This window comes from Micromonospora sp. NPDC002717 (assembly GCF_040295705.1).
Taxonomy (GTDB): Bacteria; Actinomycetota; Actinomycetes; order Mycobacteriales; family Micromonosporaceae; genus Micromonospora.
This window is the reverse complement of sequence record NZ_JBEOVW010000060.1, coordinates 1-14,902: the sequence shown is the minus strand read 5'-3', so window position 1 is coordinate 14,902 and position 14,902 is coordinate 1. Positions and strand designations below refer to the sequence as shown.

Annotated in this window: 15 protein-coding genes and 2 pseudogenes; 8 read left to right on the top strand and 9 right to left on the bottom strand. The window is 68.3% G+C overall.

The genetic code is table 11. The features are described from left to right. Positions 1-267 precede the first annotated feature (267 nt). The 4 genes and pseudogenes from ABT006_RS34215 to ABT006_RS35210 form a co-directional block, all read right to left on the bottom strand. Positions 268-579, bottom strand: a pseudogene (locus tag ABT006_RS34215) (hypothetical protein); the annotation flags it as partial. A 35-nt stretch (positions 580-614) separates the two neighbouring features. Continuing rightward, a complete protein-coding gene (locus ABT006_RS34210) occupies positions 615-1,196 on the bottom strand; it encodes a dihydrofolate reductase family protein (RefSeq protein ID WP_350712614.1) in 582 nt (193 codons plus the stop codon). Between the two features lie 66 nt (positions 1,197-1,262). Next, complete coding sequence (locus ABT006_RS34205; protein ID WP_350712613.1) at positions 1,263-2,102, bottom strand: helix-turn-helix domain-containing protein; 840 nt, start codon at positions 2,100-2,102, stop codon at positions 1,263-1,265. A gap of 112 nt (positions 2,103-2,214) precedes the next feature. After that, a pseudogene (locus ABT006_RS35210) lies at positions 2,215-2,357 on the bottom strand (Tn3 family transposase); the annotation flags it as partial. A gap of 19 nt (positions 2,358-2,376) precedes the next feature. Here ABT006_RS35210 and ABT006_RS34200 point away from each other — a divergent pair. Beyond that, positions 2,377-2,688 (top strand): MFS transporter, encoded by a 312-nt coding sequence (locus tag ABT006_RS34200; protein WP_350712612.1) that lies wholly within the window; start codon positions 2,377-2,379, stop codon positions 2,686-2,688. On the opposite strand, the gene ABT006_RS34195 is transcribed toward ABT006_RS34200, so the two are convergent. Next, positions 2,685-2,810: a hypothetical protein gene (locus ABT006_RS34195; RefSeq protein WP_350712616.1), complete on the bottom strand. Its 126-nt coding sequence runs from the start codon at positions 2,808-2,810 to the stop codon at positions 2,685-2,687. The two genes, ABT006_RS34200 and ABT006_RS34195, sit on opposite strands and share 4 nt — an antisense overlap. 44 nt (positions 2,811-2,854) lie before the next feature. On the opposite strand from ABT006_RS34195, the gene ABT006_RS34190 reads away from it, so the two are divergent. The 4 genes from ABT006_RS34190 (at position 2,855) to ABT006_RS34175 (ending at position 4,931) form a co-directional block, all read left to right on the top strand. Continuing rightward, complete coding sequence (locus tag ABT006_RS34190; RefSeq protein WP_350712611.1) at positions 2,855-3,034, top strand: cyclophilin-like fold protein; 180 nt, start codon at positions 2,855-2,857, stop codon at positions 3,032-3,034. 448 nt (positions 3,035-3,482) lie between these two features. Next, entirely contained in the window at positions 3,483-3,857 is a 375-nt protein-coding gene (locus ABT006_RS34185; RefSeq protein WP_350712610.1) for an ADP-ribosylation/crystallin J1, read from the top strand. Between the two features lie 68 nt (positions 3,858-3,925). Then, a complete protein-coding gene (locus ABT006_RS34180) occupies positions 3,926-4,333 on the top strand; it encodes a hypothetical protein (RefSeq protein WP_350712609.1) in 408 nt (135 codons plus the stop codon). 22 nt (positions 4,334-4,355) lie between these two features. Continuing rightward, positions 4,356-4,931, top strand: coding sequence for a hypothetical protein (locus ABT006_RS34175; RefSeq protein WP_350712608.1), 576 nt, complete (start codon positions 4,356-4,358; stop codon positions 4,929-4,931). Between the two features lie 390 nt (positions 4,932-5,321). Here ABT006_RS34175 and ABT006_RS34170 read toward each other — a convergent pair whose 3' ends face one another. Then, entirely contained in the window at positions 5,322-5,999 is a 678-nt protein-coding gene (locus ABT006_RS34170) for a hypothetical protein (protein ID WP_350712607.1), read from the bottom strand. Between the two features lie 107 nt (positions 6,000-6,106). Further along, positions 6,107-7,258, bottom strand: coding sequence for an Hsp70 family protein (locus ABT006_RS34165; RefSeq protein ID WP_350712606.1), 1,152 nt, complete (start codon positions 7,256-7,258; stop codon positions 6,107-6,109). Between the two features lie 290 nt (positions 7,259-7,548). Here ABT006_RS34165 and ABT006_RS34160 point away from each other — a divergent pair, with 290 nt between their 5' ends. Then, on the top strand, positions 7,549-10,188 hold the full coding sequence (locus tag ABT006_RS34160) for an AfsR/SARP family transcriptional regulator (protein WP_350712605.1): 2,640 nt from the start codon (positions 7,549-7,551) through the stop codon (positions 10,186-10,188). A 281-nt stretch (positions 10,189-10,469) separates the two neighbouring features. After that, positions 10,470-11,351 carry a DUF1963 domain-containing protein gene (locus tag ABT006_RS34155; RefSeq protein WP_350712604.1) on the top strand — a complete coding sequence of 294 codons (882 nt, stop codon included), beginning with the start codon at positions 10,470-10,472 and terminating at the stop codon, positions 11,349-11,351. 158 nt (positions 11,352-11,509) lie between these two features. On the opposite strand, the gene ABT006_RS34150 is transcribed toward ABT006_RS34155, so the two are convergent. Beyond that, positions 11,510-11,929: a hypothetical protein gene (locus tag ABT006_RS34150; RefSeq protein WP_350712603.1), complete on the bottom strand. Its 420-nt coding sequence runs from the start codon at positions 11,927-11,929 to the stop codon at positions 11,510-11,512. A 356-nt stretch (positions 11,930-12,285) separates the two neighbouring features. On the opposite strand from ABT006_RS34150, the gene ABT006_RS34145 reads away from it, so the two are divergent. Further along, complete coding sequence (locus ABT006_RS34145; protein WP_350712602.1) at positions 12,286-13,734, top strand: hypothetical protein; 1,449 nt, start codon at positions 12,286-12,288, stop codon at positions 13,732-13,734. 172 nt (positions 13,735-13,906) lie between these two features. On the opposite strand, the gene ABT006_RS34140 is transcribed toward ABT006_RS34145, so the two are convergent. Continuing rightward, the gene (locus ABT006_RS34140; protein WP_350712601.1) at positions 13,907-14,506 is read right to left on the bottom strand and encodes a hypothetical protein; all 600 of its coding nucleotides are present in this window, start codon (positions 14,504-14,506) and stop codon (positions 13,907-13,909) included. Between the last annotated feature and the right edge of the window lie 396 nt (positions 14,507-14,902).

The window sequence follows — 14,902 nt, the reverse complement described above, 5'->3', positions numbered from 1 at the left end:
GCCGCTACCGCGCCACCGTGCAGATCGCCGACATCCTCATCTGGCTACGCGCGAAACCGGACCACCCCAAACCATGATCCGGGAGACACGGCCTAGTGCTGTGTCGGTAGAGATGCCCAGCCCGGAATCCGCTCCACCCACGACCCCACGCCGAAAGCCTCAGGAATCGTCGCGGTACAGGTCCCGTCTCTCGGGCAACTGCTTCAGGCCGGCCGCCTGGTAGGTGGCGACGGCGCCGACGTTGGAGCTCGGGGTGCACACGACCACGCTGGACGAACCCAACTCCTGGAGTGCGCGCGCCGCGGCCACCGTGATCGCTCGGCCGTAACCGTGACCGCGGTGTGCCGGATGCACCCCATCGGCTCGATCAGCCCGAGCTCTCGAGACAGGCGGATTCAGACCCCGACTACACCCTGCATTGGTGAAGAGCCGCTCTTCCTGAGGGTCGGCCAAAGATACGACGGAAATTGGCAACCAGTGATCTTGAGTTGAACTTGCCGCAGGTGAGGTGCTGGGCGGATCGGCGTCGGCTGCCCGACCAGGGACAGCGATACCAGACGCAGCCGGAGGCCCGATCATGTGTCACCGTTCATAGTGGACCCCGCTCAGATCGGTCAACGGCGCACCCGATAGCGCAGGTGAAGCACCCGGTTGCCCTGAATCACCACGTCAGGATCCTCCAACAGGTGCTGCGCGTGGACCGACCCGAAGTAGCGCTTGCCGGACCCGAACACGACGGGTACGACGTCCATGCGCACCTCGTCGATCAGGCCCGCGGCAAGCACCTGGCCACCGACGTCGCCAGCGGCGACCTCGACTATGCGGTCACCCGCAAGCTCCTGCGCCTTGGCCACGGCTGCCTCGACGCCGTCGACGAAGTGAAACGGCGCCTCGGGGTCCCAGCCCTCGGGCTCCGGCCGGTGCGTCACGACGACCACGTGGTCGATCCCGCCCGGAGGCTTCCCGTACCAGCCGTCCGTCATGTCGAAGACGTGGCGGCCGACGATTGTCGCCCCGATCTGGTCCCAGTACGGCCGGGTGTAGTCGTAGGACGTCTGCGACACCTTTACCTCGCCGCTCTCGTCCAACGGGACGTCACCGCTGGACAACCAGTCGAACAGCGGTCCGGGCTGGTCGTTCTCGTCCGCGACGAAGCCGTCCACCGACACCGAGCTGTACATGACCACCATGCCCATGGGGCGCTCCTCTGCTCTGGGGTGCCCCCAAATTAGCGTGTCGTGAGCTGTCGCTCTTGTAAGAAATCAATCGGCCGGCAACGGCCATCCGTCCAGCGCGTGACCGGGATGTTCGCGCAGGAACCGCCGCCGTACTTCGACGTACCGGGTCGGCGTGAGCCCGGTGAACGCCCGGAACTCGTGGCCGAAGTGGGCCTGGTCGAAGTAGCTTGCGCGACCGGCGAGGTCGCCCCAGTCGATCGGTTCGGCGGGGTTGATCGCGAACACGGTGGCGGCGAAGCGGTAGGTGCGGGCCAGCCGCTTCGGCGTGACGCCGATGAGCTCCTTGAACCGCTGTGCCAGATGAGTGCTGCTGACACCGGCTGCCACCCTCAGGTCGCCGATCGCCACCGCCCCGCTGGTCGCCGCGATGACGCTGCTCGTATGGCGGACCAGTCCCAGGCCGGCGGTCTCGCACAGCCGTCGTGTTAGCTCTTCCTCGAGCAGCGTCAGCATCTCGTGCGGTCCGTCCGCCGTGGCCAGCCGGTCTCGCAGCTCAGCAGTGGCGGGCCGGCCCCAAACCTGCTCTACCGTCACCGGCCGGTCGCACAGCTCGGCCGCGGGCATCGGCAGGAACGGCGCCAGCCCCCACGGCTTGAAGTGCACGCCGACGGACCGGGTCCGGAGTGGGTAGCCGAACTCCAACGCGCGGGTGGGCGTGGTGACCACGCAGCCGTCGGCGTATTCGGCCGTCTCGATGTCCGTGCCCGCGCGGATGCGGAACGGCGCCCCGAGGTTGACGATGAGCAACGCCGCCGGCATCGGCGGCAGCGTCAGCCGGGCGTACGGCGGCGCACCCTCCAGGCAGTAAAGGTCGTCGATCAGCCCGTCCAGCGGCGGTCGCGGCACTCTGGACACGTACTCCACGTCCACAGCATCGCCGATGCCCCGCCGGCATCGCGCGCCGGGATGGTCCAGTCGCGCTGTCGCCGGCATTGACCGGCTCCGATTTCGGACGAGCGTCCGGCCGCCGGTCACCCCGTGCCCGCAGCCCCGAATCGGCGAGGAACCGCAGTAGCGCCACGGTCCACATCACGCCCCGACCTCCCGGAACGCCTTGTAGATCTGGTTTCTGCGCAGGTTCGACGACAATCGGCGCATCAGCGTCACCGACGACACTTTGCATTGTGAAGAGCCCGTAATGATCGTTCTCATCGTCCTGCTCGGCCTGTTCGGTATGTCGACCAACCCGATCCTGATCAACATGGCGGTCCGTTATGCCGATCACGCGTCCACGTTCGCTTCGGCGCTGAGCACGTCGTCGTTCAATCTCGGCACTGCGGTCGGGCCGTGGATCGCCGGGTTCGCGCTGGAGTCCGCACTCGGCGCCACCGGACCGGTGCTGGTGGGCACCTGCGTCGCCGCGCTTCACTTCCTGCCGCTCACGATCCTGTTGAGGGAGCAACGCGCGGTCGCGACGGGCCGCGATGCCGAAGCGGTGCTGGTGAGCTAGACCGCGCCGGCAAAAGCGTCGCCGGAGGTGCGGGTGGGAGCCGCTGCGATCTGAACGTGTGATCCGTCCGGCATGTCGCGGAGTGCGTTCAGGTCGTAGGTGAAGCGCCCCATCCGTACCAGGCCGGGCCACCGGCCAACTGTTCCGTAGTGCAGGACGAGTCCCTGTGTCGGGGCGTAGTAACGGCCATCTCATCTATTTCATTCCATGGGGCAACATCGGCTTCTACTACAACACCGACGGCATCGGGTATTCCGATCAAACCCTCCACCTGGGCACCTACAACGCCACCCTCAAGGAACTCGAACGCCTCGAAGGCCAAGCGACCGTGGAGATTGTGCGCTGAGCCCGCGAGTGCCTGATGCCGCTCGTACGCGGCGAACTGTGCCTCGCTGAGCCACCGCGCCCGGCGGTAGTGGCAGAAGAACATGCTCCCCGCAAGGGACTACGCGCCGCACCGATGCGCTATGGGACGGTTACACGACCCGCATGCTTGCCGAATATCTTGAGCATCTGGTGCCCGTCGGACGCGACGCCGGTTGGCCAGTCGACCTCACCCTCGAGGGCATCGAGGTGGCCGGCCCACACGCGGAGGACCTGCGCCGCCGGCTCGCACTGGCGTTGCCCTCTAACGATGACTTCGGTGCGCCACCAGCAGTGCCTGACCGGCGGCAGCGCGGCAGCCGCCCGGCAGTTCGGCTTCGACAGGCTGGTGCGACGCTGAAGACGGAAACTGGCTGTTCCACGTCGTGGGCCAGCCGGTACTCTGCGCCGGCCAGGGAAGGAGGGTCGCTGTGGCCGAGACGATGACCCTGTGGCGGCCGACCGGCCCCGAGGAGTTCGACCTCGTGCGCGCTTCCGGCTGGAAGGCGTGGCCGCCGCGGCTACCTGACCAGCCGATCTTCTATCCGGTCCTGAATGAGCAGTACGCGATCATGATCGCCCGGGACTGGAACGTGTCCGCCTCCGGCGTTGGTTACGTCACCCGGTTCGCGGTCGACCGTGTGTTCGCCTCCCGTTACCCGATCCGACAGGTCGGCGGGCGTGACATCCTTGAGCTGTGGGTGCCCGCCGAGGAGCTCGACGAGTTCAACCAGCACATCGTCGGGCTGATCGAGGTCGTCCACGAGTTCCGGCCCGACAGGGTGACCGGCGTTGAACGCGTCTGAGCGGCTTGCGAGGTCAGCAACTCCTGGCCGGACTACCAGGACCCTACGGCAACGAGCATTTGTGGACCTTGATCGGCCTCGCCGGTGGCGAGGACCCTTTCGCGGGCGTGTTCGCGTTCCTGGCCGATTGTGGTGTCATCGACTCGGCCAGTTCGTTCGGTGGTTCGCCCCAGGCGCCTCAAAATGCTGAGGAGCTGGCGGTGTGCCTGGCGGAGGTGGATCAGGACGCGGCGCTCGCCGTCCTGAGGGGGATGACGTCGCGGACGCTGGCCTACGGCGTGCGGGGCCGCTACCCGGTCGACAAGGCCCAGGACGTGTTCGAGAAGCTCATCACGTTGCTCGGGCACGGGACCCGCTGGTGGACGAACACCGATCTGGGCTGGTGGAGACCGGTCATCAGGCACACCATGGACGCCCTCATCGTCGGCACGGGCGGCGGGGTGCTGGTCGTAGTACTGGCAGCAGACGAAGACTGACTCGACGAGACGAGAAGCCGTGATGCGTGAGTATCAGCAGCAGCTACGTGACCGGTTCCTCGGCGCCCCGGTCATGCCTGCACCTGTTCCGTGGCTTGCGCTGCCTACGCCACACACGTACATACCTGTGGGCGGGCTGCTGGGCGTCGGCTTCGCAGCAGATCCGGCGAGCGGCGCCGACATCCTCATGGTCGTATCACACGACGGTCGCGGTCTGTTCGATCCGACCACCGGCGCGAAGATCGCCCGCGATCGGAATCCTGATCCGGACCTCTGCATCCCGATGGGGACGGACCTGTCGTGTCCAGGGTTCGGCCCGCTGGCCGATACGCGCGTTCGTATCGCCGGACTATACGGCGGCGGACTTCACACCATCACGGAGGACGGCTGGACGGTCGATGTTGTAGCACCGGACTGGCCCAACGAGCGCGTCGTGCTGTCCATCAACGGCGACATCTATCGCGGCACGGCTGGTACGCACTGGTGGCACATCTTCCACTCCGACTACTCGGAGCTTCGCGCCGCCGGCTTCTCAGTCTCCGGACGCACGCTCGTGGTTGCCACCAGCAGCGATATCACGCTTTGGCATCGCAGCTGATCAAGTGGGGTGCGGCGGTGGCGACGAGGGCATGCCGCGAGTTGGCCGACGACGAAGCTGCGACCAACGACGTCACCATCCGCGCCATCGCGGCCTGCTGTCCGACCACCAGCACAACGACCGCACCGAGCACACCACCCGGCCGCTCAAGGCCTTACCAGCCAGACCCCACAGCCGGTGAAAGCAGTTCTTCGCGGTGCCGTGCCCTGCATCGAGGGGGATGCCGGGCGAGGAGCATCAGCGGGTCCCGCCGCGATTATCGCCTCTTGGCCAGAGGCGAAAGAATGCTACGAGCCTGGAGGTGCTCTCGGCTGTCCCGATCGCAACCAGCCTCGTCGGACCGGGTATTCCCGTGTCCTGGACCTGGGCCTTCGTCGCTTCCGTCAGCTTTCAGCCGCTGGAGCGATCGACGAGGCGGTGCAGCGCTGTTCCTACGGCGGGGAAGGCAAGTCGCAGGGTTTGGGCGGTGAGCCGGAGGCCCCACCAGGTGAGGGCGACGAGGTAGCCGACGATCAGGGCGCTGCTGGTGTCGTAGCTGAAGACGAGAGCGTAGCCGATGGCCAGCCCTGGTGCGGTGATGGTGCGCAGCATGCGGCTACGGCTGGCGGTCAGGGCGGTGGCCGCGCCGAGGAGGGCTGCTCCAAGGCTGCCGGCGAGGCCGGGCATGCCGGTCAGGTCGATGGGGGTGGTGAGGGTGAGTGCCGCGCGCATGAGGAAGATGCCGATGGCGGCGATGATCGCGTGCGTGACGGCGGGGCGGGTCAGGGCGAGCCAGGTGGGCAGCGCGTCGGCGGCGATTCGGGGTGCGGTGGCGGCGATGAGGGCGGCGCAGACGGTGAGGGGTATGGCGGCACCGAGGGTCCATTTCAGGTAGGGGTTGTAGTCGAGCTCGACGGCGGTGCCGGTCGCGAGTCCGTAGAGGGCGGCGGCGACGGCACCGCCGACGGCAGCAGCGAGGTATCCCCGCCGGATAAGGCTGCCCGTGGTGGGTTCGGGTGTTGACGCGGTGGGTGTTGCGGCGAGCCAGGTGGTGGGTGCCAGGTGCGCTACGGCGAAGGCGGTGAGCATGGCCAGCGCGCCGGCGGCGCCGAGTTGCGGTAGGGAGGTGCGGGCGCCGACGACGTAGGTGAGGACGGTGGTGATGTCGGCGGTGAGGATGGCTTGGAGCAGCAGGGTCAGGGAGCATGCGCCGATGAGGAGGGCGCCGGTGAGGTCGCTGATGCGGAGTCGGACGCGGGTAGCCGTGTTGCGGCGGCCCTGGCTCCGGTTTGGTGGGTGGTGAGGTTCAGGGCGCCGTCGGCGAGGGCGTGGGGGTGGTCGATGAGGGCGGGGGTGGCGCTGGTGGCTTGCGTGAGCCGGTCCGTCAGCGCGGGCAGGGCGGGGGCTGGCCTCAGGATGACTGCGGCGAGGTGCTCCCTGTCGACGTCAGCTGCGTCGAGAAGTTCGTTGACTGCGTCGGGGACCTGATCGAGGAGGGGCTGCGCGGCGATCGTGACGTCCTCGCGGGTGATGACCGCGGGCTGTCGGGGTGCGGGCAGCAGGATCGGTGCGCGATCCTGTGCCGTGAGCAGATTCCTGGCGGTGCGGACGGACTCCAGCAGGGCGAGGCGGCCATCCACGTTGGTATCCGAGGGTTGGTTGATCGCCGCTCGGAGTGGGTCGTTGTCGGTTGTCGCCGTGTGCACGACGCGTTGGGTGATCAGGTGGTCGAGGTCGTGTGTGCCGTCGAGCTGCTGTGTTGCCAACTCCCGGTAGCCGTCGCCGACCATCTGTAGGACGGTGACGGTTGCCGGATGGCGGTCCGCCTGACAGACGAGTAGGCAGGAGCCCTGGGGCAGGGTGAGGCCGAGCGTCGTGGCGTATGCGGCGAGGGCGGCGGGCGCGGTGACCAGGGCGGGAGACGGTAGTCCCGCTCGGTTTGCCGCCTCGCCGACTTGTCCGCGGCGGCGTGGTCCCCAGCTCGGTGGAACGGTCACGGTGAGCTCAGCGATCGGCTGGCCGATCTGGTTGGCCGCATGGTGGCTGACATGCCGCAGGACAGCTGCGAGAAGATCGACGGGGTCGGGTTGTGCCGCATCGGGGGCAGGGGTGGGCTTGCCGAGCAGGTCGGCTGGATCGTCAACGAATCGGTGGCCCGCCGGGAGGGACCTCGCGGCCGTGGTGTCGAGGCCGACGTAGAGCTGACCTGCAGGGCCGATGGCGACGCCCGGTGGCATGACGAGCCGACCGTCGATGAGGATCGGAACCCGAACGGCCTGCTGGCTGACGGTGACGGCGATGGTTGTGGAACTGAGGTCGATCGACGCCCTGGCGCCCCCGCTTGGCATGAGGGGCAGTCTCGCCCGTGAAGGCGAGGCGACGTCAACCGCAATTCTCTCCGCGTGATCCTTTGTGTGCGGATGGTGAGATTATCTCTCAACGGGATGGCCGGCAACGCTGATTCTCGTGTATGCGGAGAGATCGACGATCAACCGCAGGGGGAGGACGGGTGCCACAGAAGTCCCCGGATAGAGGAGACCGACTGGCCGAATATGGGACACGGGCCACGGTCCACCCTCCACACGAGTCGTCCCCACGCCGTACGTCCCTGCCCCGGTCCCTTGCCAGTGCCGCTCGCGTGGTCATCGGCGCAGGGATCTTCCTGGCGGCGGTGCCGACGCTGCTGTGGCTTGCTGGCGGAAACCCCGTTCGGCGGCTGCCGGCCTGGTCGCAGATCCCGGACTGGTTCGAGCGCTCCAGCGGACGATTCACCCCGGACGTCCTCATCGGCGCGGCCCTCTGGGCGATGTGGCTGCTGTGGGGCGTGTTCGGGGCACTCCTTCTCGCCGAGATTCTTACGGCGCTGACCCGGTGGCGCATTCCCGTGCTCAGGCTGCCGGCGCCGCTGCACCGGCTCGTGTTCGGCCTGGCTGGCACCGCCGCGCTTGCCGTCACGTCCGCCGGCTCGCTCGACCACGCGATAACCCCGGACCAGCCGGCGGCGCCGGACGCCGTGACCCAGCGCGTCGACATTCCTCTGCAGGCCGCCGCCCGCGGGCCCGCACTCATTCAGGTCGCCGACCAGCGCTACCGGTATACGGTCGAGCGACACGACACTCTGTCCAAGGTCGCCAAGGAGTGGCTCGGCGACGCGGACCGATGGCCGGAGATCTGCCACCTGAACAAACACCGCCACTACCCCGGCGTCGGCGGTGCCCTGCGCGACTGCGACCTCATCTACCCCGGCTGGGAACTCCGACTGCCCTCCGACGCCCGCCCGCCGAAAGCTGCAAAACCCGCAACGCCAACCGACCCACCGTCGGCGACCACGACCCGGCCTGCAGCACCGCCCGCATCGCCCAGCGCCTCCCCAGAGCCACCAGGTCCCACCGCGCCGCCACCCGCCACCGCCCAGAAGCCGGCCACCATCTCCAGCACAACACCATCGCCAGCCCCGAGCGCGTCGGCATCCTCGCTGGCCCCCTCGTCGGCGGCTTCCAGCCCGGCCGCACCGCCGCCGATCTCGCCGGCTGTCACCGACACGTACAGCCCCGCCATCGCCGCCGACGAACACGGTGTGCCGCTGTCGGCCTCCAACTGGCTGCCCTGGTCGCTCGCCGCCGCGATCAGCGCCGCCGCCACGCTGGTCTGGCTTCAACGCCGGCGCCACTACACCGGCGAAGCCGACGCCGACCCGCCCGTCGAGCTGCCACCACCGGTGGTCCAGATCCGCCGAGCCGTGGCTGCCCGCAACAACAAGCCACCGAAACCGGACGACAACAACAGTCAGCCGCCAGCCCTCATACCCGAACTTGCGACGCTGCCGACCGGCGGAATCGGCGTCGTCGGCGACGGCGCGCACGCCGCCGCCCGCGCCGCTCTCGTCGCCGTCCTGGCCGCCGGCGGCCCACACCACCCCGACGCACGCGGTGAAGTCATCATCGATGCCGCCACCCTTGTCACGCTCCTCGGTCCCGAAACGATGGCCCTCGAGCCATGGCCACGGCTGCACGTCGCCGACAGCATTGACGGCGCGCTCACCGCGATCGAGGCCCGGCTCCTGCACCGCAGCCGTATCCTCGACGAGCACGCGTTGACCGATCTTGACACTCTGCGCCAGCAGGCCCCCGACGAAGAAGCTCTGCCAGCGGTCGTGCTTATCACCGCGGCCCCGCCCGCCAACGCCTCCATGCGGGCCAAGACCGTCCTCACGCTCGGCGGCCACCTGAATGTGTCCGCCGTGCTGCTCGACGAGTGGAAGCACGGCGTCACCATCGACGTCGCCCCGGACGGCCAGACCGCGCTCGCATCCGGGTCGACCACCGAGCCGACCCCACCGCGCGTACCCGTACTCGAGACCCACACCGCGATACAGATCCTCACGACCCTGCGAGAGGCGCAGACAGGGCAACCCACCGCGCTCCCGCCACCCGCTGCACCAGGCCCGGGCGTCCCACTTCACGCGAGCCGAACCGACAACGCGTTCCCCGACCGACCCACACCGGCCACGGCAACTCTCGAGACCAACGCCACCGGCAACGCACGACTGCGGGTACTCGGACCGCCGCGAATCGAGACCATCACCCAACCCGGCCGCCCGCTGCGCGCCAAAGCCCTCGAACTCGCCGTGTTCCTGGCCTGCCACCCCGACGGAGTCACCACCCGCGAGATCGGCGAATACCTCGAACCCGACGCCCGCATCAGCCAAGCCGACCAACGCGTGCACACCAACGCGAGCAACCTACGACACGTACTCGGCCGAGCCAGCACCCCCGACGCCAAGAACGCCTACGTCGTCAAAAGCGCCGGACGCTACCGGCTCGACCCAGCCACCGTCGACGTCGACGTCTGGACCCTCCGCGACCTGCTGCGCACAGCCACCATCGCCACCGGCCCTCGCCGCCGCGAACTGCTCACCACCGCCTGCGACCTCTACACCGCGCCACTGGCAGACGGCCAAGACTACGAATGGCTCCAGCCGCATCGGGAGACCGTGCGCCGCTGGGGCACCGAAGCCCACCTGCTGCTCGCAGACGACCTCGTCGACACTGACCCACAGGGCGCATCCGACCTACTCGACAAAGCCATCGGACTGGACCGCTACAACGAAGCCCTGTACACACGCGCCATGCGCGCCCGCCACGCCCTCGGCGACGCCGACGGCATCCGCACCCTTCTGCGTGCCCTGACCAAAGCCCTGGCCGACCTCGACGCCGAACCCCAGGAAACAACCATCACGCTCGCCAGCCAGCTGCGGAGCAACCTAGCCGACACGTGAGCACCACCGGCTCCGGCGGAGAGCCAGGCACGGGGCTGACGTCAGCTCGGAGGGATGGGCAGCGGTCAAAGCGGCGGACTGCCATGACCGCGGCGGGCAGCCCCAGCGGCCCCGCCGCTTCCTAAAGTGGCGGGCCGCGCAAAGAGGGCTGACCGCAACTCCGTATCCGCATTTTGCCGAGATGTGCGCACCGATCACGGCGGCAGCGATGCCGACGACAGCGCGTGCGGGCCGTGGGTCACCCGGTCGCCGGGCTCGCCCTCGTGGCACCATGTTGCGCTATGGATCATCAGGGGCAGCTTCGTCGTGCAGCGCTCGCGTTGGGCATCCCGGACGACGAGGTCAGCCGGTTTATCCAGCACCTCCGTTTGTCGATCCGGTTGGGCGGAGGATCCAGCGGTGTTCCGGTCGGGCAGTTCGGTGGGTTGCCCCGGCTGCCGGTGGGCATGGACTGGCCGTCCGACGGGGGCAGTCCGTTGCCGTTCATCTTCTCGGTCGACTGTGCGGCGCTGCCAAGAGTCGACGGCTTCGGCCTGCCGGCAGACGGCTCGCTGCTGTTCTTCCTGGACCACGAGCAGGCCGCTGCCACCGGGGAGCGGAGGTACGGGCGAGTCGTGTATGTGCCGGCCGGCACCGATACCGAGGTGGCGGCAGGATCCACCGACCACGCGTTCGTCGACAAGCAGTACGACGTCGGCGCCACGCTGCGCGCGGAGTTTCCCGATTGGTTCGGGGCGGACGAGGACGACGAGGACGAGGACGACCTGTCGCCCTTCCAGCAGCAGTTGGCCCGTGACCTCGAGCGTGACCTGCCGCACCTTGACGAACTCTGTGCTCTGGCCAACGATCTCTGGCCGCCTGACAACGGGTACGCCAGCGCCTATATCGGCGGGTATGCCGACGAGGAGGTAATCAAGAGTATTGCGGAGCAGACCCTCGCGTGGCGCGAAAAGACGGGCGAGATCGTCATCCCGGTCGCGAAATGGTATTCGCATGTGGAGAAGGAGACGCACCGGCTGACGATTGAGTGGGTGTCGCTCGCCCGCTTTCCCGTAGATAGCGAGTTCTATTACCGGAGTGACGGGAGTTTCGTGATCCGTCACGACGACCTGGCCGCTGGTCGGCTGGACGAGGCGCTTTCCGTGGCTGAGTTGATCCCATAGAACACCGGCGGCGCCGGATACGGCCACGATCTGCGTTGCCGGCGATGCCGACGTCAGATGCTGGGCATCCGCTATTGCCGAGATCAGTGCGTCATGCGGTTTCGCGCCTCGTCGAGCACGCGCCACGACTGCTTGCCGCGATGAGCTCGTTCCCGGCCCTACCCGTCCGCCAGTGGCTGATGTGCCAGTTCGATGGCGTAGGTGTCGGCTGGGTCGATGTCGACGACCGCCTGCTGAGCGGCCGTTTGCTCTCCTCTCGCGCGAAGCAGACGCACCAAAAAGTACAAGGCGGTCTTGTCGCCGCGCCGGGCACGCTGCCGTAGCTCGCTGTCGCAGCCTTCCTCATACAGCAACCTGTCCAACCGGCGCCGTGCGTGAACGTCGGTCTTGGCGCGCTCTGCCAACTCATGTAAGAGCCCGGCCTTCACGAGTAGCTCCATATGCCACAGATGCGCGTTGTGCCGGTAGTGGTCATGGCTATAGCACTCGGAAAATCCAGCGACCATGGCGATTGCCATAGCCCAGTCGCCGCGCGCTTCGGCCGCTTCCGCCGATGCCTGGTCGAACCGCCCTTCCACGACACCAGTATGACGAGCTCCAGCCTTCCAGCCGCACTGCACGTATTGCTGCGGTGCACTCGTCTGCCGTTGACAAAGCGCGGCACCGGGCCCGCTTCCCGCCTCAGGCCAGTCCTCCACGGTTGCGTCACGAATCATGCGGTGACAGACGCTTGTGCGCACCGGGTCGGCCGCCCGGCCTGGTCGGACAGCTCCGGGGAGGACGTCCCGTCGATCCCCGGGGGTCACGGGTCCGATGACGACGTCCGTAGGATCTGGGAGTGGACGATGTGCATGGCGCAGATCATCGAACTCCGGCATCCGTGACCGGCTGGGCGCGGCTGTTTGTCAGCCACTGCCAATACGAGGTGTTCACCGTGCCGGGTGCGTCCGGCGTGGGGATCTACGTCCTCGGTGACGACCTGCTGCACGTCGGCGGGCCGAATCAACTCACCGGCTTCTGCGGCATACACACCGGCTGGATCGAGGCACGCGTCCGTGTGTTGCCCGGGCCTCCGGCGGAGGTCGACGCCGGCTGGGACGCGATCAGCGAGGCGACCCTCTGGAGTCCCAGCGGCAGGCTGTCGGTCGTCGGCCTGATGGGCGGCACCTCGGCGGCCCTCACCGACGTCGCCGTCCCGCGCGGGCTGATCCGGGTGCGGGTGCATGCGCGCGACCGTTTACACGAGACGGTACGCACCGACGACGACCCGCCCGAGCGGCACGAGTTGCACATCTGGGCGGTGTCCGAGGAGACGCCATGGCGCACCGTGCTGGCCGACCCGGGAGGCCGGGCCTGGGAGCAGAAGCCGGCGAAGGCCGCCGAGCGGGCGATGCTGTCCCTGGTGCCGCGCCCGTCCGGCCGTCCGGCCATCCTTCGGCCACTGCCAGCTGATCCGTACGAGGATGACGCCGGCCTGCCCCGGGTGACGGTGGTCCGTCACCGGCCCGTGCCGGTCGCGGTCTTCGGGGGAGTGCTGCCCGCCGGTGACCTGGAGGTCCGGCTGGAGCGGGTCGACGGCGAGACTCTCACCTGGTCGTGGGCCGCCGCCGGCGAGCCGATCTTCCCCCATCCGCTGGACACGCTGCCCGACGACGAGCAGAGTTCCGTACGGCTGACGTCCGGCCCCGACGGCTTCACGCTGCGGCACGAGGGAGTGCTGGGTCGGCAGGCCTTCGCCCTTGGCCTGATCTGGGACCATCTGCTCGAGACCGCCGGGTCGTATCCGTGGATGGAGACCTTGCGGGTTCAGGCCGCCGAGGCGACCGCGCTGGTCGAGAAGAGCCGCCGCCTGGAGGCCGAGCGCGCCGCCGAGCAGTGGGGAGGTGCGCCGCCGTCGGACCGTGTCCGCGGGCTCGTCAGCCAGGCGCGGTCCCTGGCCCGGATCGACCGCCCGTTGCTCGACCGCATCGACGCGCTGTCCGCCGCCCGTCAGCGTGAGGCAGCCTGCTGGGCGGCCCGCCGCGCGATGCGGGTGGCCGGGCTGGAACGGATCGGGTGGATCGCCGACGCGCTCGCCGCCGCCGAGGCCGACCGCCCACTGTCCCGACCCTTCACCGAGCAGGGCGGCACCGCCGCGTTCAACCGGCTGTTGTCCGATCCCGAGGTGCCGCACACCACCATCACGCTCCACCTGGCCGCGAGGACGTCCGGCACACGTCACGTCACCGAGGCGCTCCAGCAGGCCGCCGCGTTCCCCGCCCTGATCGCCCTGGCGAATGACGATCCGCTGGTCGCCGCGATCGACGCCGTCTACAACGCGGCAATCGCCCACGGCGACGACCGCGACCGCTTCCTCACCGAAGCCCACACCGCCCTGGTCTGAACCGCCGACGCGGCATGCGAAGCCAAAGGCGGCACCCGAAAACGTCGTTAACGGTTGCGCAGCTGAGTCGACGACCGCCCCGACCGTACGAATGACGGAACCGCGCCCGCGCGCTCTCATGACGATGAGCGTGTGCCGCTGAGAGTGGCCGCCATCTCGGTAGTTCTTCCCGTCACCCGAGGCCAGAGCAGCCGGAGTCGAGGTCGGCCGCTGGGAGCTTGAGCATGCTCCGGCTGCGTCCGATCGTTTCGACAAGGCGACGGCGCAACGCGACAGGATCACTCATGAGACCAAGCAGTTCGGACGCCTCCGCAGCCAAATCATGCTCCCACTCCACCTGCAGGTCAGCCGACACAACCTCGGTGAGGCTTCGCGCCGCCGCCGACAAATCTCCGCTGAGGGCGGCTGCCGCGCCACTGTGAAATGCGTGCCATAAGGGCGATTCGCCCAACCGGGTCAGCCGTCCGGCCAGGCGCGCGGCCACCGCGGCGACGTCAGGAAGCTGCGTGCGCAGCTCAGTCACCCGAGCCGCCGCGACCTTGACCGCCAATGCCACGTCACGCGTGAACTGGTCTGCAGTCAGGAAGTCGACATGCTGTCGCCAACCCCCCTCGCCGAGCGGCGGCTCCGAGACGAAAGTCGCGTCATCGCGCCAGTACAAACGGCAACCTTCGTCGGAGGCCAAGAAGGCGCGCTCGGTCCAGAGCCACATAGCACCTACGTTCAGATACGTGCCGGGGCTCCGTCCGGGCTGGAACTCGACGACGATCAAGGACCATCCGCGGTCGTCGTGCCAGGTCCGCCCCCGGCTTTCTGTGTCAAACCGAGGGGAGGCAAGGTAGAGCGTGCCGCAGCCGTGATCAACTTCTGGATGACAAGACGTTCCGGCACCCGGTGATTATCGCCGCGCCCGACTGGACGAGCGATCGGGTGCGCGGATCTGCCGCCGACCGCGCGCAGCTCTGAGCAGTTGCTGTCTAGATCCCGGTAACCGCCGGTCTGACGCGTTCACGACGTGCCCGACCCGAAGCCACCAATGGCAGTCCGCCGCCAGAGCCGTCCGCAGCGACGGCGGGCCCTGACCCCGGATCTTGGACATGCGGAATCCAGTACCTGCTGGGGGAAGCGAGAATCCAAGCATGGCCCGCAAGAACTACACGGAGGAGTT